The sequence below is a fragment of the Phaeodactylibacter sp. genome (genome assembly GCF_022763345.1).
Taxonomy (GTDB): domain Bacteria; phylum Bacteroidota; class Bacteroidia; order Chitinophagales; family Saprospiraceae; genus Phaeodactylibacter.
Genome location: NZ_JALEGS010000040.1, coordinates 53,844 through 72,707 on the forward strand (window position 1 = coordinate 53,844; position 18,864 = coordinate 72,707).

The following is an 18,864-nucleotide window of genomic DNA, read 5'->3' on the forward strand; positions in this document are numbered from 1 at the left end:
GAGAAGGTTGCATTTTGAGAATTCAGCCCGACGAGTATCTTTGCAGGAAAAATTAAGCATGAAAATCCAACTCTTTGGGCTCCTCGCTGCCTTAATGTTCCTTTCCGCATGCGGAGGCGATACTGGGTCCACTGATCAAACCACTCAGGAAGACACAGATGCACCGGCTGCTGATACCCTGCGCTATGAGCAGGAAGCCAATCTGAAAAACCTCCGTCAACTCACCTTTGGCGGCGATAACGCTGAGGCTTATTTTAGCTTTGACAACTCCAAGCTTGTCTTTCAGGCGGCCAATGAAGCATGGGATGCTCCCTGTGATCAAATCTTCTACATGCCCATAAGCGGCTATACCGGCGAACGCCCCCCTCTGCTCAGCACCGGTAAGGGCCGAACCACCTGTTCCTACTTTATGCCGGGCGATACCACGATCCTCTATGCCTCTACCCATCTTGGGGGAGATGCATGCCCGGAGACCCCCCCAGTTGTAAATGGCAAGTACGTTTGGCCGATTTACGAAAGTTATGACATCTTTGTGGCGGACCTTGAGGGCAATATCAAGCAGCAGCTCACGGATCATCCCGGCTATGACGCTGAAGCGACCCTGAGCCCGGATGGCTCCAAAATTGTTTTCACTTCCACCCGCTCGGGCGACCTGGAACTTTGGACCATGAACACCGATGGTTCTGAACTGACACAGGTAACGGATGAACTGGGCTACGACGGCGGTGCATTCTTCTCTCCCGATGGGACCAAGCTCATCTTCCGGGCTTCTCGTCCAAAAACAGAAGAAGACCAGGCAACGTATAAGGCTCTGCTGGCACAGGGGGTGGTACAGCCTACTGAAATGGAAATTTTTGTTTGCAATGTGGATGGCTCCGGCATGCAGCAGATTACCGATCTCGGTGGCGCGAATTGGGCTCCTTATTTCCACCCTTCCGGTGACAAGTTGTTGTTCTCAACCAATCACCATGTAGAAGGCGGCCGGCAGTTCAATATCTTCTCCATCAACCTGGACGGCACCGGGCTCAAGCAGGTGACTTTCGACAAGACCTTCGATGCCTTCCCGATGTTTTCCTACGATGGCAAATACCTGGTCTTCTCCTCCAACCGCAATAATGGCGGCACCCGCGACACCAATGTGTTCCTTGCAGAGTGGCAAGATTAATAAAGGCCGCCTTTCTGTAGTTATGGAAAGCCGGTATATCCTTTCGGGGTTATACCGGCTTTCCCGTTTTAAATCTTAATTTTAGGGCCTGAAAAGAACCCTATGAAATACCTATTGACCCTGTTTGCTGCATTACTGGTTGTACCTTCGCTTTTTGGGCAAAACGGCACGCCTCCTCCGGCGGGTGCCCGGGGCATTGGCATGGGCTTTACGGGCCTGACCTTCCATGATGTACACGCGGTATTCAGTAATGCGGCCGGTATCGCCAACCTTGACCGCACCTCTGTAGCTGCTTTTGGAGAGCAGCGCTTCCTCCTTGAAGAGTTGGGCGTTTATTCCTTTGCAGTGGCTTTGCCTACCAATGCCGGCACTTTTGGGCTGGGCGTTCAGCACTTTGGATTTGAAGGCTATAACGAGCAGCGTATCGGACTCGCCTATGCCCGGCCCTTGGCTGATAACCTTTCCATCGGAGGGCAGTTTTTAGCCCTGAATACTCAAATTGAGGAATACGGCAGCCGGCTGGCGCTGACTTTCGCTCTAGGATTGCAATATCAGGCATTGCCACAGCTGGAATTTGCCGCCCATATCAATAGCCCGGCGCGGGTGGAGGAAGCCAACGGGGCCTTTTTGCCTACCGTGCTCAGTGTTGGCGCACGGTATTCGCCCTCCGATCAGGTATCCATTTTACTGGAAGCAGAAAAAGACATCGACTATCCGGTCCGCACTAAAATCGGCATTGAATATCAGGTTGCCGACCCCTTTTACCTGCGGTTTGGTGCTGCTACGCACCCGGCGACCGTGACGCTAGGGATCGGGTACCAAATTGCAGACCGGCTTTGGTTTGATGTAGCATCAGGTTATCACGAAATCCTGGGTTTTTCGCCCGCCGGGGGCATTCATTATCAGTTCTAAAAAACGCTTTGCTTTGAATATACTTATCGTCTCTGCCACGCCCTTTGAAATCGCAGCTCTCCGCGCCCACTTACAATCTGCATTCGTACAGACGGCTGAGCATCAATTTCAAAAAGGAGATGTCAAAGTTGCGCTTTTGATTACCGGTGTGGGCCTGCCCCTGACCGGATATGCTTTAGGGCGGGTGCTGGCACTGGAGGAATGGAACCTTGTGATCAATGCCGGCATTGCAGGCTCGCTGTCTGCTAAGTTCGATCCGGGCAGTGTGGTACAGGTGGTGACAGAGCGTTTTGCGGACCTGGGGGTGGAAGAAGCGGACGGGCGCTTTACTTCCGTCCATGAAATGGGGCTCATTGAAAAGGGGCAGGCTCCCTTTGATGAACAGGGCAGACTGCGCAATCAGCACGCACAAGGGTTTGACTTTCTGCCTCAGGCGCACGGCATCAGCGTTAACCGGGTGCACGGGTCAGCGGCTTCTATTGAGCAATTGAAGCACAACTACCCGGACGCGGAGATTGAGTCGATGGAAGGCGCGGCATTCTTCTACGCCTGCCTGATGGAAAAGGTGCCATTTCTGGAAATCCGGTCCGTATCCAACTTTGTGGAGCCCCGCAACCGGGACAACTGGAAAGTGGAAGAAGCCCTTTCCGCACTGAATAAAACCCTTATCGAGCTGTTGCAATCGCTGTTCAACAGTTATTAGCCTTTCACAGCCCTTAGTATCCGGGGCTTACCGCTCATGTCTTGCTTGAGCCTAGCCATTTTAAAACCCTGACTTTCAACAGTTTTAAGCACCTCAGCTCCATTGAACTCATTGAGCTCGTAGTAGAGCATGCCCCCTGAGGAAAGATGAGCTTTCGCAAACCGGGCAATAACCTCGTAAAAGACAAGGGCGTTTTCGGTATCGGTGAATAGCGCCAGATGAGGCTCGTGCTCAAGCACGTGTTTGGGCATCAGCCTGGCTTCTGAGGGCGGAATGTATGGCGGATTGCTCACGATGAGGTCATAAACAGGAAATCGGGGCCAGCTTTGTTCGTCAAGGATGTCGGCCTGCAGAAAATGGACAACTGATCCCAACTGGGCTGCATTTTGGCTGGCGACCTCCAGGGCACCCTGACTGACGTCCAGCCCGGCAACAGCCCAATTAGGACGGTGCTCCTTGAGGGTAAGTGGGATGCAGCCTGTGCCGGTACCAATATCCAAAACAGAACGCCCGGACCCCACAGGATGGTCCTGCAATATTTCATAAACCAGTTCTTCCGTTTCCGCTCTTGGGATAAGCGTATCGGAGGTAACCGTAAACTTCAGCCCGTAAAAGTCAGCCTGACCAAGGATATATTGCCAGGGTTCGCCATTGATTAGTCTTTGCGCGATGTCCTGAAGTCTTGACGCTTGCTCTGTTGGCAGCTCATCTTCCCGGTTCAGGTTACGGACCCCGAAAGCATCCTCGAAAACCAAACGGGCGATATTGCGGGCCTCCCGTTCATCGTATACGGCGGTAATCTGACGGACAAGCCCCCGGTAAGCATGGGCAATTTTCATTGCACAAAGGTAAGGATAAATGTAGAGCCCAGCCCAGGCTCGCTTTGCACTTCAATGCTCCCCCCAAGAGCTTCCACCTGCTGTTTGGTCATAAACAGCCCCAGGCCTTCCCCCCGGCTATCCTGATGCAGGCGCCCGCCCAGTTTGAAAATTTTATCCCCGTAGCGGTCCAGGTCAATACCGATGCCATAATCTCTTACCCGCACTACAATTCGATCCCCCTCCTGCACCCCGATAATATCCACGGTCTTCTTGCGCTTGGTGGTGCCGTATTTGATGGCATTGGTAACCAGATTGTGAAATATACTATCCAGATAGGCCGGTACAGACTGCACATAGAGGTCATCGGGCACTCCTACCAAAAACTGAATGCCTTCCCGGAAGACACTCTCGTTATTGAGCTCAATGACTCGGATGATGGTCTCCAGCAGATTGCACGGTACCCAGGTGGTCATATCAAGGCTCTGCTCAAAGTTCAGTAGCTCATTGACGTTGGAGAGGGTGTTATTGAGCCGGTTCACCGTCAGTCCCATCATATCGAGGTACTCCTCGTTGGAGGGCTCCGACCGGACCATTTCCAACAGCCCCATAATATTGGCCACCGATGACCGGATGTTATGAGACACCATAAAGGAAAAATCTTTGAGCCGCTTGTTTTGGTTAGTCGCTGTACGCAGTAATTTCTGGTGCTCTACGGCAGCCGATTTTTGCTCTGTGATGTCCTCGAAAATTCCGTACCAGACCAACCCGCCATCCGCCTTGAGTTCAGGGCGTGCCCGCAGCCTGTTCCATCGGTGCTGCCCGGGCTCCGCAGATTTGACCCGGTATTCTAGATTCAGCTCGCTCAGGTCGCCGTTCACAGCATTGGCAATTGCAGCCCTCATCCGGTGTACATCATCTTCATGAATGGCCTCAAACCCTGGTTCTGCAGATATCCTGAGCAATTCCGGCGTCAGCGTGTGATGCAGGCGATTGACTTCCCGGCTGATGTACGGAAAATACAACTTGCCTTCTGGCGTGAGTTCCATTTGGAATACTGCGCCAGGTACATTCTGCATCAGCTTGCCCAACTGCTCTTTATGCCGTTTTACGCTTTCCTGATACGCTTTTTCTTCAGAGATGTTCTCAGCGGTGGCAATGACGCCTATGGTTCGCCCATCTTCGTTGATGATAGGGCTGTCGATAATTTTAACTGGGAATATGCGCCCTGATTTGTCTTGATGGATTTGCTCACCACTCCACTGTTTGCCTGCCATTATTGCGGTCCGGGCTGCTTCCAAATCATCCGGGTTTTGCTCATGTACTGTAATATCAATCTGTTGTCCGAGTATTTCCTCCCGGCTGTAACCATAGATTCTTTCAGCAGCTTTGTTCCAGTAGGTCACCTTGCCTTCCAAATCAAAGGCCACCGCTGCCTGCCCAATGGTATCCAACAGCCGGCTTTTGAATTCTACTTCCTTTTGCAGCTTTTTGTGAAGGCTCAGGTCGTAGCCAATGCAAAGCACCTGAACAGGCACTCCGGCCTCGTTTACAACGGCTACAAATTCCCAGAAAGAAACCAACGTATCCATACCTGCACCTGATGGTTTGCGCAATTTGCCAATCACGCTTTTGCCCGGATTGGACAAGCATTCCTGTACCATTGCTAAACAGGCGGCCTGGTCCTCACTGACAATAGAATGCATGGAATCTTTACCAATCGCCTTTACCGGATCAACATTAAATTTTTTGCAAAACCAATTATTGAGGTAAGTATATTTTCCCTGCAGATCTGTAGCGACGATGTAGATACTGTCGCTTTCCAATACTTTTGCCGCGATAGCGTCAACTAAAATCTGCTGTTCTAACATTTTCGTGCATATTTGCGGGAAAGAGGAGGACAACGGAGGCAATATTCATCCGTCAAAATCCGAATGCAATATAATTGATTTTTTCTAATTTTAGACAACTTCACTTGATGCAAAAGGCAGCTGCTTACACCCTTGGAGGGCTGGTTCTGATTGCGGGCCTGCTATTATATTCAGGCCACCCTGTGCTGAATCGGCCTGGCCCTTTTGGCCTGCCTGCGGGTAATTGGATAGCATGGGCAGCCCTGATTGCGTTGCCGTCCGCGCAATTGCTTGGTTTATACCACAAGCAGAATAGGGAAAAGGACCCCCGGATCGGTGTTTTTTACATCGGCTCCCTGGCCGCCCTCACACTAAGCTTACTCTGGGGGGTACTGAGCTATGGATTAGCGGGTAACTGGGCTTTTGTGTTTCAGCAGCAGGAGGCTTTTGTCGGCAGTACAGAGGCGGCAAACTATTTCTTCTACCTCTCTGCTGCAACGGCGGCGCTCCCATTATTGATTTTGGTGCTTTACCTCATTTACCGGTCTCTGTAACCTTCAGCGGATACCGGGAGGGCCTGTTGGCGAAAACGTTGGGTAAGCACGCCGGTGGAGGGCGAAAACAGCACCGCCAAAAGCAGAAAAACACCTGAAGTGACGGCCATAGCCCCTGCTACAGACCCATCAATCCAGACAGCGAGATAGTATCCGCTTACCGCAGTGAGTAGACCGAGCCCGACAGTGAGCAACAGCATGTGGTGCAGCTTTTCCGTAAGCAAGTAGGCGGTTGCAGGAGGTACAATCAAAAAGGCGACCACTAAAATAGCGCCCACCGACTCAAAGGCGACCACAGTTGTGACAGAAACTGCACTCATCAGGAGATAATGCCAAAATACCGTGGAAATCCCCACAGCAGCAGCGTACTCTGGGTTGAAAGTCGTAATCTTAAGCCCCCGGTAACCCAATGTAACCAAAAGCAGGATGAGCAGCAGTACTCCACCCAGAATCCAGACCGGCCTTGGGCCCAGTGAGCGGCCGCTTTCCGTTATCCAGAGGTCAAGCGGCACATAGGCAATTTCGCCGTAAAGGACACAATCCTGATCAAGGTCAACCTGCCCGGCGTAGAGCGAAATCAGTATAATGCCCATGGCAAACAGCCAGGTGAAGGTAATGCCAATAGATGCATCTATCTGCAAACGGGCCTTTTGATACAGGAATTCAATCATAAAAGTCGTAAGTACCCCCAGTGCAGCTGCACCGATCAGCATAGGCAATACATCCCGGGATTCTGATAACAGGTAGGCTATCACGATCCCGGGCAGTACCGCATGGGAAATCGCATCCCCCACCATGGCCATTTTGCGGAGGATGAGGAAAGTGCCCAGCAGCCCGCAGCTTGTGGCAACCAGTGAACCGGTTAAAATAATCCAAAATGCATTCATGAGTCAGAAGGTTTTGGAGGGTTCTGATAGGGAATGACCGCATCGTGCGGGTCCAGGATGGGGTGGTCCAACTCCCTGAGCAGTGCAGCTTCCACCTCAGGCGTTATCACATGCTCAATAGCCTCTGCGGTATTGTGTACATGGTCGGCAGCGTAGTTCATCCGTTCGGTAAGGTATAATTCCCACAACCGGTGGAGGCGGACGACCCGGCGGCTCTCCTGAAGCCCGGTAGGCGTAAGAGCGTAAGTACTGGCCCCGTGCTTGTGCAATAGCCCCTTAGCAACCAATTCCCTAAGCCCCAGTTGCAGCGCCCGGTCTTCAAAGGGACGCTGTTGCCGGAGTGCCTCCACAGTCACGGTGGCAACAGGTGCATCTGCAGCTTCACCAATCCCGTAGAAAGCTTTTAAAATATTTTCCTGACGGATTTTCCGGGCATTGCCACGCTGCAGGCGCAGGCGGGCCCAAATCCCCCGCTGCGGTGCCACCACCACGGAAACTACGGCAATCAGGGAAAGCAGCACTACAATCCAGGGGCCGGTTGGCATAGAGGGCGCGGTATAAGAAATCCAGGAACCAAACAGGCCTGAAAGCAATCCAAAAGCCGCAGCCAGCAGGACCATCACCTGAATCCGGTCAGTCCAAAAACGAGCAGCTGCCGCCGGCGTAATCAGCAGTGCCGCCATCAATACCACACCCACTGCTTGTATACCGGTGGCCACAGCCAGTACGGTAATTGTGGACAGCAAAAACTCCAGCCTTCGCACAGGAAGCCCGATACTTTTGGCGAAAGCAGGATCAAAGGAGATGAGCTTGAAGGAACGGAAAAAAGCCAGGACCAACCCTAGCAGCACTACCGCTACCCCACTGAAAACCCAAATATCCTGACGGGTCATGGCAGCAGCCTTTCCAAAAAGAAACTGGTCCAGCCCTGCCTGATTGGCACTGCCGGAATGCTGTATGGACGTGAGCAGCAGAATGCCTGCTCCGAAAAACACACTCAGTACCGCCCCTATTGCGGTGTCCATACTCAACTTTGTCCTGGAAGACAGGTAGTCCATCACCAGTAGGGATAGCCAGCCTGCAATAACCGCACCAACCAGAAGATAAGCCGGGTGTTTGTCTCCGGTGATGATAAACGACAAGCATACCCCCGGCAAAATAGCATGGGCAATAGCATCGCCCACCAGCGCCCGCTTGCGCAAAAAGGTGAAGGTCCCTACAATGGCCGCACTCATACCCAGCAGGATAGTGCCGGCAGTGACCAGGCGCACATTCGGGTCAGAAAAGGTGAAAAAATCGCTCATATTATTTAGGCTGATCTTTAAAGGAGCGCTCCCGGATCGGGAAATCCCGGGCTTTGACTAAATCGCTGACCTGAGAAAGGATGGTGAGCTGTCCTCCGTAGGCTTGCTTTAGGTATTCGGCAGTGAATACAGACGCCGTTGGGCCGCATTTGATCAGGCGGGTGTTGAGCAGAACCATCCAATCAAAAAACTGATGAGCCGTATGCAAATCATGGTGCACGATCAGTACGGTTTTCCCGGCCTTTTTCATATCCTGCAGCAAAGTCAGGATGGCTTCTTCAGAGGCGGCATCCACGCCGGCGAAGGGCTCGTCCATCAAGTAAAGGTCGGCTTGCTGAGCCAGCGCGCGGGCCACGAAAACACGTTGTTGCTGTCCACCGGAGAGTTGAGCAATCTGCCGGTCGGCAAACGGCAACATCCCTACTTTTTCAAGCGCTTCACTGGCCAGCCTGTGGTCTTCGCGGCTGAGCCGCCCCATTAGCTTATCCTTGCGGTAACGCCCCATCAAAGCAACTTCCCGCACGCTGATGGGGAAATTCCAGTCCACACTTTCCCGCTGAGGCACATAACTAATCCGGGAGCGTACTTCTTCCAGGCTTTGACCAAATAGGCGGACATAACCACTGCTGGGCTGTATAAGCCCCATGACGCTTTTCAGCAAAGTGGTTTTGCCGGAGCCGTTCGGCCCAAGTACACCGATCAGCTGCCCTTCCGGTACTTGAAAGTCAATATCCCAAAGCACCGGCCGCCGGTTGTAGGCTACCGTTAAATTGTGTGTTTCAATTGCAGTTTTCATGATTCCTGATTTATCTGAGCGCTTCTACAATGGTACGGACGTTGGCCCGGACCATGCCAAGGTAAGTCCCAGCTTCTGTTCCTTCAGCGCCCATTGCATCAGAATAGAGCGTACCGCCAATTTGGGTAGTATGCTCCCGCTGTTTAACACCCTCCACAACCGCTTGGAGCGACTTCTCCGGCACCGAACTTTCCACAAACACGGCCTTGATGCCCCGGTCGGCGATAAAATCTACCAGCTCTGATACGTCCCGCAGCCCAAATTCTGATACCGTTGAAATGCCCTGCAGCCCGCGTACTTCAATTCCGTAGGCCTGACCAAAGTACTCAAAGGCATCATGGGCAGTGATCAAGACGCGTTGTTTTTCTGGTATTTGTTGAATCTCAGAAGCTACCCATTGGTGTAGCGTGCTTAGTTTTTCCTGGTAGGCTTTGGCATTTGCCTGATAGCGGGATGCGTTTGCCGGATCAATCCGCCCCATCTCCGCTCCTATAATGCCGACCACTTCCGACCAAAGGCTGACATCAAACCATACATGCGGATCGTGCGCACTTGCATAATCGGTAGAATTGATCAGGCGGGCTTCCGGAAGCTGATCGGCTACAGCGGCTACCGGCTTTAAACGCGCCAGCTTTTCCAGCACTTCTCCCATTTTGCCTTCCAGGTGCAGCCCGTTATAAAAAACTGCATCTGCGTCAGTTAGCCGTTTCAGGTCGCCCTGCGTGGCTTTGTACAAATGGGGGTCAACCCCCGGCCCCATCAGCGCAACAACCTCGGCCTGATCGCCAACGACCTCCTTCAGGGCATCTGCAATCATACCGGTCGTTGCAACAATTTGAAGCTTCCCGCTATCCGTATTTACAGAGGTATCCGTAGCCTCACACCCCCATAGGGAGAGCAGGCAGAAGAAAAGTATAGTCGTTTTAAATAACCGCATAGATTTGTCGCTTTTTCCTATTTGATGCTATGTGTACAGTGCTGCCGGTTCTTTTGTTTTAGACAAATCTAAAAATATTTTTCGGTTAGCCCATTAAGTTGCTCCGTTAGATTTCTGAAGGTGTTTTTGCTATTCGTTTTGTATCTTTCTGACAAGGTGTAGCCCTTATTTCAAAAAACAATCCTCAATCATGCAGCAACGGGATTTGTACCATTGTTTAAATCATAAAACTTCTATGAAGCAGCAATTATCTTTTTTTGGCCTTCTGTTTGGGATTTGCACTCTGGCCAGCCCACAATCTGTATTGGAAAATGAGCACGGCGACCCCATGACCGTCAGGGGGAATCCAGCTGAGTACATTTGGCAGCACCTTCGCAACGAAGAAGCTATTATTCCTGCCGGAGACGAGATAGAGGGGGACTACATCGGGCAGATGGCGTTTAGCTCAGACGGCGCCTATGTCCTTGTCCCCCACCGGCAGACCGACAATATTTCGGTAATCGAATGGGAAACAGGCGCTTTCGTAGCGGATATACCGGTTGGGGGTAGCCCAATGGAAGTCACTGTCATGGACACGATGGCGATAGTGCCTTGCTTTGCCAGCAATGAAGCTTACCTGATCAACCTGAATGACTTCAGCGTCGCAGCGGTCATTCCCACAGGTGTGCAGCCCACTAAGGCCCGCATCAGCCGGGATGGCAGCACAGCAGCTGTAGCCTGTGACGAAGCAGATGTGCTGGAAGTAATCGATTTGGCTACCCTTACCAAGCAAACGACCCTCTCTGGCTTTAATAACTACCTGTACCGGTTCTCCTTCATCACCTCGAACCCTCGGAATACAGTTTACTGGAATGGTTTTGAACTAAGCCCGGATGGCAGCCTTGCTATTGTGGGGGGCGAAGATGCTCTGCAGTTTTTTGATACCCAGACCGGAGACTTGGTGGAATCTATCCCTGAGGTCCCCAACGCCGGCCAGATCAGCCTGAGTGGCGATGGCACCCACCTCGTAGCGGCAAGTACAGGCAATGAGGGGCAACTGTCAAGAATAGCACTGGAGACACTAAGCCTCGTGGGGCAATTGTTGCCTTCCGGGAGTATCAGCAGCACTTACAGCTCTGTGGCGGTCAATATGGACGGTACTCGTGCCGCTGTGCCTGGTCTCTCCGGCACCATTTACCTGGGCCGTTTTGATGAGGGGGATGTGGTTGATATCAGTGTCACGTCTTCTCCCAACTGGATCTTTTCTTCTGCCGATTATCAGTATGCAATTGGGGGGCAGTTTTACCTTAATGTCATTGATTTTGAGACGGCAGCAATCGTAGGCTCCAGCCAGGGGATTCCTATCCAAAACGGTGCTGTTTCTCCGGCCAACAACCGGATGGTGGCGACTGACCCTCTACGGTACGAAGGATTGGATTATTACGAATTTGAAGACCCCACCAGCCTGAATTACCTCATGCGCACGCCTACAGGTTCGGCAATGGAAGCAGATGCCTCCTACTCGGCTGTACTTACTCCTGATTTAAGCCGTGTGCTGGTGGCCAACCCGCTTTCGGGTTCCCTTTCCGTCATTAACCTTGAGGAGGAGGCCCTGGAAGGACTCGTGCCCTTCAGTAGCGCAGAGACCTACTTCGCGGCGGTAAGCCCGGATGGAGCCTATGCCTATGTGGCTAAACGCGGCGAGGACCAGGTGGAAGTGATTGACCTGGAGACCTTCGAAATTGTCAAAACTGTCAGCAGTGGTGGTGACCGGCCGGACCAAGTTTACGCGCTGCCGGGCGTAGACCGGGCCTATGTGCTTAATGCGGGGGGCGTAGACCGGATAGGTGTATTGCAGCAGGCGGGTGCAAATACAGAACTGGAAGACAGCTTTGCTTCTGGCAATACCGGCATCAGCTGGATCAACTACGGGTTGAGGAGCAATCTGTCAATTACAGCGGATGGTGGGTATGGCGTACTGGCTACACCCTTCGACGATGCAGTGCAGGTCATCGACTTGGAAGCTAATGAAATTGTAGCTTCCGTCGAACTGGAAAACTTTCCACTACGAACGGCTATTTCTGATGAGGTGCCAGGTATTGGGCGTTTTGCAGCTGTAACCTTGCGTAACGGAGAAGGTATTGCCATCATCACCCCCATTGGCCCCAATGCCGGACTGCTGGATACCTATGATATCGGAGGGATACCAACCCGCATTACCTATGACGCCACCCGCCGGGCGTTCCTGATCTGCGACCAGACCAATAAGGTCGTCCGGGTTTTCAGTATTGACAACCTAAGTTTTGAAACCCCGATGAGCTTCAGTGGTGGGCGTATCCCCATCTCGGTAGCCGTGGACACCTTTGGGGTACAGCATACGCTGCTGCGGGGCGATAATCCGGATCAAAGCAATCAGTTGCAGATTGGCGAAGAGGTCTTTGAGTTGCCCGGTCTGCCTATTCACAATATGGCAGTGGCACCAGATGGAAGCGTTGTTGCCGTGCCCCTAATTGCCAATGACGCTGTTTTTGTCGTTAAGCGTACGGTGGTGGGTACCAAAGCTTTCGCCCTACCGCTCAGCACGCCTTCCGGGTACAGCGTTTATCCCAATCCAGTCACTTCTGCCACTACCTTTGAGTGGAGAGACGGAGCTAAAGTGCCCGACGGGACGGTGACACTCCGGCTATTTGATGCCACCGGCAAGCTGGTGCTGCAAAAGGATAAGCTGCCGGCCGGACAGTTTACAGTCAGTAAGGGAGGATTGCCTGCCGGCACTTATAGTTATCAGGTGATGAGCACTAACCGCCTGCAGGGTTACGGAAAACTGGTGATTCGTTAAGTAGGGCTTACAAATTGCGGGAAGCTAAATGGGCAGGGTGTTAAATAGTACCCTGCCCATTCTTTTTACCAGAAGATCGCATACAATGCCGTCAGAATAATCATGATGGCAATAGCACTGATATTGAAGACCGGGCCGGTAGCAAAATAGCCCGGTGCTAGCTTCAGCCCTTTCTCATCTGCTGCGCCTTTATTTTCGATCTGGCTCACGATCATAATGATGCCGATAGTGAGCAGGCAGGTATACAGCATCTGCTGCAGGAAAGGCAGGGATAGGAACAAAATCTCCATAGCCGAGCCCTCTGCCCAGCCTTTAGGACCTACCTTGAAGTACATCGCGATAGGAATCGATAGCAATACCCCCCAGATGGCAGCATTATTGGTCGCCTTTCGCCAGAAGAGCCCCATCAGGAAAACTGCCAGGATGCCTGGCGAGACGATGCCCGTGTATTCCTGAATGTATTGGAATACCTGTCCCAGGTTCGCCAGTTGAGGGGCTACCAAGACTGCGATAACGAGCGCAACCGCTACTGTGATCCGTCCCACACGCACCATAGCGCTTTGACTGGCGCCCGGGTTGATGTAAGGCTTGTAAATATCCATCGTAAAAATGGTGGAGGTGGAATTGACCATGGAAGCGAGGGAGGAGACAATTGCGGCGGCCAGCGCGGCGAGCACCAACCCCTTCAGGCCGGCCGGGATAAAATTGCTAATCAGCCAGGGCGCAGCGTTGTCATTGACGACCGTCCCTTCAGAATTGATAAAGCTCGGATCCAGCGATGCTGCCGTTACCGCTCCATCCGGCCCCATATTGAGCACATAGGCGATGATACCGGGTATGACCACGATAAGTGGGATGATCAGTTTGAGGAAAGCCGCAAAGGCGATGCCACGCTGTGACTCTTTTAAGCTCTTCGCAGCCAGCGTCCGCTGAATGATGTATTGATTGAACCCCCAATAGTATAGGTTGGCGACCCACAATCCACCGATGATGACCGCGAGCCCGGGCAGGTCCAGCCAGGCATCCCTGCCGTTGGGCGTGATGATTTCTCCTTTGGAAACGATCATAGAGAATTTCTCCGGGACCACTTCGTAAAGGAAGGCCAGCCCACGGAAGAAGCCACCTTCGGGCGTCACCTGATCCAGCGCCAGGTAGGTCATCACCAGCCCGCCAATGATCAGCAATGCCACCTGCACTACATCAGTCCAGGCGACGGCGGCCAGCCCGCCCCAAAGGGAGTAGGAGGCCGCAAAAAGCGAAAGCCCCAGAATACTGTACATGACGAGGCTGCCATCACCGGTGCCGATGATGGTATCCAGGGCCGTTGCGCCCAGGTACAGCACGGAGGTAAGATTGACGAAGATGTATAGCCCGATCCAGAATACGGCGAGTATGGTTTTAAGGTTCGTGCTGTAGCGTTCTTCTACAAATTCCGGGATGGTGTAGAGCCCCTTTTTAATAAAAACAGGCAGAAAGTATTTTCCCACGATAAGCAGCGTGAGTGCCGCCATCCATTCGTAGGAAGCGATCGCCAACCCAATCGCGAAACCCGAACCTGACATGCCAATAAATTGCTCAGCTGAAATATTGGCTGCAATCAGCGACGCTCCAATTGCCCACCACGGCAGGGATTTACCCGCCAGGAAATAATCTTCAGCGGTTTTGGTTTCTCCCTTTTTGGTGCGGGATACCCAGAGCCCAATGGATAGAATCAGCGCGCCATAGGCGACAAAAATGACATAGTCGATGTACGCGAATCCCATAGTTTGGTTTTTCGTTTTTTATTGGTTCCGGAGCCTCAGCGGCTTTTCAGGAGGTCTCTCTCCTATTCTGCTCGTAAATTAGGAATCTTTTGCTGCTTTGCGGCAAGGTCTCAAAATATAATTTGCCAACTGTTGCTTAGTGTCCTATCTAGACACCAGAAAAAGCACTAAACCCTCCATCAACAGGTACGACAATACCTGTAACGAATTTCGAGGCATCACTGCATAGCCACTGCACAGCACCGATCAGCTCCTCCGCTTCCCCAAAGCGTTTCATTGGCGTTTGGGAGACAATCGTTTGCGCCCGTGCGGTATAAGTGCCATCCTCATGGAGCAGGAGACTGCGGTTTTGTTCGCCGATAAAGAAGCCGGGGGCTAACGCGTTAACCCGGATGTGCTCTCCGTATTTTTGGGCCATTTCCACGGCAAGCCAGCGGGTGAAGTTATCGATCGCCGCTTTGGCAGCGCTGTACCCCATGACCCGGGTCAGAGGCAACTGCGCGGCCATAGACGAAATATTCAGGATAACGCCGCTCTTTTGCTGATGTGCCATGACTTCTCCAAAAACCATTGTAGGTAGAAGAGTGCCCTGCAAATTGAGCTGTACCACCTGATTGAAGTCGGGGATTGAAAGGTTGAAAATTTCCTGATCGGGCTGCACGACAGCACCCGGCTTATTGCCGCCTGCGGCGTTGATGAGAATATCGATACGCCCCCATTTGCTGAGGAGGCGCTCCCTGCTCTCCATGAGATTTTCCCGGTCCAGGACGTCCGCAGTCAGCGGATAAGCTTCAAGCCCTTGTTTCTCCAGTTCTTCAACCCGGCTTTCCACTTTACCTTGAGTGCGCCCTAAAATGGCCAGCTTGCATCCCAGTTCTCCCAGCCCCTTTGCCATCGCTCCACCCAATGCTCCACTGCCTCCTGTGATGAGCGCCACCCGCCCGGAAAGATCAAATCGATTCATAAGTTGGTTTTTTGGTTCCTAATAGAATAGAGGCCGGGCCAGCTGCATTGTAATCTCATTCGCCCGAAGAAAGCTTTTTCCAAAGTATTGCTAAAGGCTTCGCGCGCATCGAAATCCGGTATGATTAAGCCCCGTATCCGGGCTGGAGCTCATCCGCCGGGCGTTGCGGTAGCCGGAGCAGTAGCTGTCGTTGCACAGAAAAGACCCGCCCCGAAGGACTTTTTCTGCCTGATAGGGCTGCATAGGGTTCCAGGCTTCCTCGGATTCTGCATTTGCCTGTTTCGCTTCCAGTTTCTTGTAAAAGTCATAATCATACCAGTCGCTGCACCATTCCCAAACGTTGCCGGCCATATCGTAGAGACCGTATCCGTTTGGTTCGTAACTTCCTACCGGGGCAGTCAGGAAGTAGCCGTCTGCTTTGGTATTTTCGTACGGGAAAAAACCTTCCCAGTAATTCGCTTTAGGCGCGCCCTCTCCTACCGGCTCATTGCCCCAGGAATAAATCGCTCCTTCCTTTCCGCCCCGGGCAGCCCATTCCCACTCGGCTTCCGTTGGCAGCCGCTTGCCTGCCCATTTGGCGTACGCTTCGGCATCCTCCCAGGCAATTTGTACCACAGGGTGGTCCATGCGGGCCTCTATAGAACTTGCAGGCCCTTCCGGATGCCGCCAGTTCGCGCCGATGGTCCATTGCCACCATTGCCCGACGTTGTCGAGGGGCACCGGGCCATTTGTGGCCTGAAAGACCAACGCACCTGGTTGAAGAAGGCTGTCGGGTGGCCTTGGGGTGCCAGGGGGTACTGTAGATTTCAATTCCTCCCAATCAATAGCCCTTTCCGCAACTGTAACATATCCGGTAGCTTCTACAAAAGCCTTGAACTCGCGATTGGTCACTTCTTTCTTGTCGAGGTAAAAGGAATCAACCCGGACGGGGTGTTTGGGGTATTCGTTGGGGGCTGCCTGCTTGTTGTCACCGCCCATTTGTAGGGTCCCGCCCGGAATGAGGGCCATGTTTTCCGTACCGGGTTGATGAGGCATAGAGGCGGTGAAGTCAGCTGAAGTAGCAGGCGCTGAATCCGTCTCATTCGGTGAATCTGGGCTGCAAGCTTGAAAAAGAAGGGCTAAAGTCAGCCAACCGAGCAAACGATTATTCATATACAGTGGTTATTTTTCAGTATTTTCCTTTTCGCACCTAAGCATTGGCGCGAGCGTTTCATTCATGGTGAAACCAAAAGTAGCAAACAAAAACAAAACCAGCGATGCAGCGGCACCTATTCCTATTTGCCCTTTTGTGGATGACCATGGGGCTGTATGCCCAAATGCCTGACCTCCGGTTCTTTAAAGAAGTGGAAATGCGGATTGATACTTCTGTATTCCGCTGGACGGAGCATCAGTTGCAATGGCAGGGCGAATCCTACCTCAGCTTCAATTACCGGGAGGAAACTCCGGTGGCGGAATTCCGGTTCTTTCCTGTTGGGCGCAGCGTGATCGAAAGTGTAACCTTGCTGCCATCAGGTGATTTCGAGCTGGTGGACAGCATCCGGCTCGTGAATGAGGATTACTACCGTTTCAAAGTACGCTTTAAGTCTGTTACCGATTTAGATTTCTTGCAGCTCCCCCTAGAGGTCACCTCCATTTACGCCCGGCAGCCCTACTTACTGGAATTCCGGCTATTCCCTTCAACACGTACGCAGGTTAGCTTTCAGTCTCCGGTGGAAGAACTCTTTATCGGAGAGGAGCGGGTATTTGAACTGCAGACCAACAACCTGAATAATATCAGAGAAAAGCCTAACTGGTCCAAAGAAGGAGAAATTCCGTACCGGATCACTATAAGCGATGGAAAGCTGCTTTTGCACCTGCTCCCGGATGCGGTGGGCATCCGTTTGCTAAACGCCACTTTTGAAACCCGGAAGCCTTATCTGGACTCCCTGCGGGTGCCCCATTATTCGCTGCCGCCTTTGGAGCGGGACTTTACCGTCAAGCCCGCAAAGCTTGGGTTCCTGAAAGTCCGCCCCGGCCAGTTTGTGCTGAGTGACGACAACCGGGGCAAGGGCATTGAAGTCGAATTGAATTATGATGCCGGGCTGGAGCTGGAAAAAACCTATCGGCTGGAAGCTCAGGAACGGCCGGGCGGGGCATTGGTCGCTGAGCTTTTCACCCGTAGTATTCTCGGCAACGGGAAGCTGCTTTGCTGGCTGCGCCTATATGACTATCACCGCCGGAATAAGGGGTATCTGTATATCAAAGATGGGGATCAAGCCCGGTTTATCACCAATATGGATATCATGCCCGAAATGAAGATTGACCGGATCAGCCTGCAGCGGGAGGGCGAAAGCTGGAAGCCTGGCAATCAGGTTTATCCCGGGGAGCGAGTTGGCATCCGCTTAGAAGGACAGGAGCTCAACCGCGGCAGTTTTAGATTCGAAGGGCTGAAGCAGGTGGAGCAGGATACCATTGCAAGTACTGCGGAGGCTCAGATTTTCTGGGCAAGAATACCGCTGGATATTATTCAGCAGCAAGTACAGATTTTCAGCCATGATCAATCTACCGGCCGGTCACTTCAAATCAGGGAATATGACCGGGCACGCGCACTGGACTTCATTACACTCCGCTATGGCGAAGAGGAGGTGGGGCTCAACGCTGCCGACCGGCTCCTGTTTGTAGAGGAAAATATGGACGACATTATGCTGTCCTTCCATCCCGGGCGCATCGACAGCGGTAGGTTGCATGGGCCACAGCACCTAAAAGTGGAAGTGGAAATAAGAGATCAGCGCAATCAGTTGGTGGATCAGCGGGAACTGCCGGGCTTTGTGGTCTGCCCTTCACAAGAGTCGCCCCGGGCAAGCTTCTACAAGCAACAGCAGTGCCAGACCTTTGATATGAGCCTCAACAAATTCCTGAGGAAAAAAATATATACCCTCGATCTTTGGTCTACAATCCGGGTGACGATCCGCCATGATGAGGACCATTACGGGCGGGGCAAAGGCTACAGCCATACCTCCGAATTGGTGCTCTACCGGAGCAGCAGTTTTGATATAGATGTCTCTTTCCCGGCTGGTTTGGTCATAAAGCGGCTGAATGAACCCGGGTTTGGCAACCTTGGAGGTATCAGTATGGCTATGATTGCCCAATTCAGCTTTTACAAAGACAAAAAGATCAATACCCCCAAGCCCTACAAATTTGGTGCGGGCTTCCTGGCGTTCAACGCCTTCAACTTTAGTGAGAACAATACCAACCGGGATGTGGGCCTGGTGGCACTGGCAAGCCTCTACCCCATCAAGACCAAGTACTCCAGCCGGTTGTCCTTCCCGCTGTTTGCCGGTGGGGGGTATTTCCTATCGGAGCAAAAGTGGTTTTTGCTGTTCGGGCCGGGCATACGGGTAAGATTGTAAAGAA

General features: G+C 52.4%; 15 protein-coding genes. 6 read left to right on the forward strand and 9 right to left on the reverse strand.

Going from position 1 to position 18,864, the window contains the following annotated elements:
- Nucleotides 1–58 precede the first annotated feature (58 nt).
- The 3 genes from MRY86_RS10905 to mqnB all read left to right on the forward strand — a co-directional run bounded on the left by MRY86_RS10905 (nucleotide 59) and on the right by mqnB (nucleotide 2,780).
- On the forward strand, nucleotides 59–1,165 hold the full coding sequence (locus MRY86_RS10905) for a hypothetical protein (RefSeq protein WP_293568742.1): 1,107 nt from the start codon (nucleotides 59–61) through the stop codon (nucleotides 1,163–1,165).
- 102 nt (nucleotides 1,166–1,267) lie between these two features.
- Complete coding sequence (locus MRY86_RS10910) at nucleotides 1,268–2,077, forward strand: hypothetical protein (protein WP_293568740.1); 810 nt, start codon at nucleotides 1,268–1,270, stop codon at nucleotides 2,075–2,077.
- A 13-nt stretch (nucleotides 2,078–2,090) separates the two neighbouring features.
- Nucleotides 2,091–2,780 carry a futalosine hydrolase gene (gene mqnB / locus MRY86_RS10915; RefSeq protein WP_293568738.1) on the forward strand — a complete coding sequence of 230 codons (690 nt, stop codon included), beginning with the start codon at nucleotides 2,091–2,093 and terminating at the stop codon, nucleotides 2,778–2,780.
- Here the strand turns inward: mqnB and prmC are convergent.
- Together prmC and MRY86_RS10925 are read right to left on the reverse strand one after the other, a co-directional pair.
- Complete coding sequence (prmC, locus tag MRY86_RS10920) at nucleotides 2,777–3,619, reverse strand: peptide chain release factor N(5)-glutamine methyltransferase (RefSeq protein ID WP_293571445.1); 843 nt, start codon at nucleotides 3,617–3,619, stop codon at nucleotides 2,777–2,779. The genes mqnB and prmC overlap by 4 nt on opposite strands.
- Nucleotides 3,616–5,469, reverse strand: coding sequence for a PAS domain-containing sensor histidine kinase (locus tag MRY86_RS10925; RefSeq protein WP_293567563.1), 1,854 nt, complete (start codon nucleotides 5,467–5,469; stop codon nucleotides 3,616–3,618). Before MRY86_RS10925 ends, prmC begins: the two co-directional genes overlap by 4 nt.
- Nucleotides 5,470–5,576: 107 nt before the next feature.
- On the opposite strand from MRY86_RS10925, the gene MRY86_RS10930 reads away from it, so the two are divergent.
- On the forward strand, nucleotides 5,577–6,002 hold the full coding sequence (locus MRY86_RS10930) for a hypothetical protein (RefSeq protein WP_293571447.1): 426 nt from the start codon (nucleotides 5,577–5,579) through the stop codon (nucleotides 6,000–6,002).
- On the opposite strand, the gene MRY86_RS10935 is transcribed toward MRY86_RS10930, so the two are convergent.
- The 4 genes from MRY86_RS10935 to MRY86_RS10950 are packed head-to-tail and all read right to left on the reverse strand — an operon-like array spanning nucleotide 5,987 to nucleotide 9,926.
- On the reverse strand, nucleotides 5,987–6,889 hold the full coding sequence (locus tag MRY86_RS10935) for a metal ABC transporter permease (protein WP_293563533.1): 903 nt from the start codon (nucleotides 6,887–6,889) through the stop codon (nucleotides 5,987–5,989). The two genes, MRY86_RS10930 and MRY86_RS10935, sit on opposite strands and share 16 nt — an antisense overlap.
- Complete coding sequence (locus tag MRY86_RS10940) at nucleotides 6,886–8,193, reverse strand: iron chelate uptake ABC transporter family permease subunit (RefSeq protein WP_293563534.1); 1,308 nt, start codon at nucleotides 8,191–8,193, stop codon at nucleotides 6,886–6,888. The genes MRY86_RS10935 and MRY86_RS10940 overlap by 4 nt, the downstream gene beginning before the upstream one ends.
- 1 nt (nucleotide 8,194) lies before the next feature.
- Entirely contained in the window at nucleotides 8,195–8,989 is a 795-nt protein-coding gene (locus MRY86_RS10945) for a metal ABC transporter ATP-binding protein (RefSeq protein ID WP_293563535.1), read from the reverse strand.
- Nucleotides 8,990–8,999: 10 nt separating this feature from the next.
- Nucleotides 9,000–9,926, reverse strand: coding sequence for a zinc ABC transporter substrate-binding protein (locus MRY86_RS10950; protein WP_293563536.1), 927 nt, complete (start codon nucleotides 9,924–9,926; stop codon nucleotides 9,000–9,002).
- A 235-nt stretch (nucleotides 9,927–10,161) separates the two neighbouring features.
- On the opposite strand from MRY86_RS10950, the gene MRY86_RS10955 reads away from it, so the two are divergent.
- Nucleotides 10,162–12,744, forward strand: coding sequence for a T9SS type A sorting domain-containing protein (locus tag MRY86_RS10955; protein WP_293563537.1), 2,583 nt, complete (start codon nucleotides 10,162–10,164; stop codon nucleotides 12,742–12,744).
- A gap of 65 nt (nucleotides 12,745–12,809) precedes the next feature.
- Here the strand turns inward: MRY86_RS10955 and MRY86_RS10960 are convergent, their stop codons facing one another.
- From MRY86_RS10960 to MRY86_RS10970, 3 genes are all read right to left on the reverse strand, one after another.
- A complete protein-coding gene (locus tag MRY86_RS10960; RefSeq protein ID WP_293563538.1) occupies nucleotides 12,810–14,507 on the reverse strand; it encodes a sodium/sugar symporter in 1,698 nt (565 codons plus the stop codon).
- 148 nt (nucleotides 14,508–14,655) lie between these two features.
- A complete protein-coding gene (locus MRY86_RS10965; protein ID WP_293563539.1) occupies nucleotides 14,656–15,471 on the reverse strand; it encodes an SDR family oxidoreductase in 816 nt (271 codons plus the stop codon).
- Nucleotides 15,472–15,561: 90 nt separating this feature from the next.
- Nucleotides 15,562–16,623: a formylglycine-generating enzyme family protein gene (locus MRY86_RS10970; RefSeq protein ID WP_293563540.1), complete on the reverse strand. Its 1,062-nt coding sequence runs from the start codon at nucleotides 16,621–16,623 to the stop codon at nucleotides 15,562–15,564.
- A 104-nt stretch (nucleotides 16,624–16,727) separates the two neighbouring features.
- On the opposite strand from MRY86_RS10970, the gene MRY86_RS10975 reads away from it, so the two are divergent.
- Nucleotides 16,728–18,860 carry a hypothetical protein gene (locus MRY86_RS10975; RefSeq protein WP_293571448.1) on the forward strand — a complete coding sequence of 711 codons (2,133 nt, stop codon included), beginning with the start codon at nucleotides 16,728–16,730 and terminating at the stop codon, nucleotides 18,858–18,860.
- The last annotated feature ends 4 nt before the right edge of the window (nucleotides 18,861–18,864 follow it).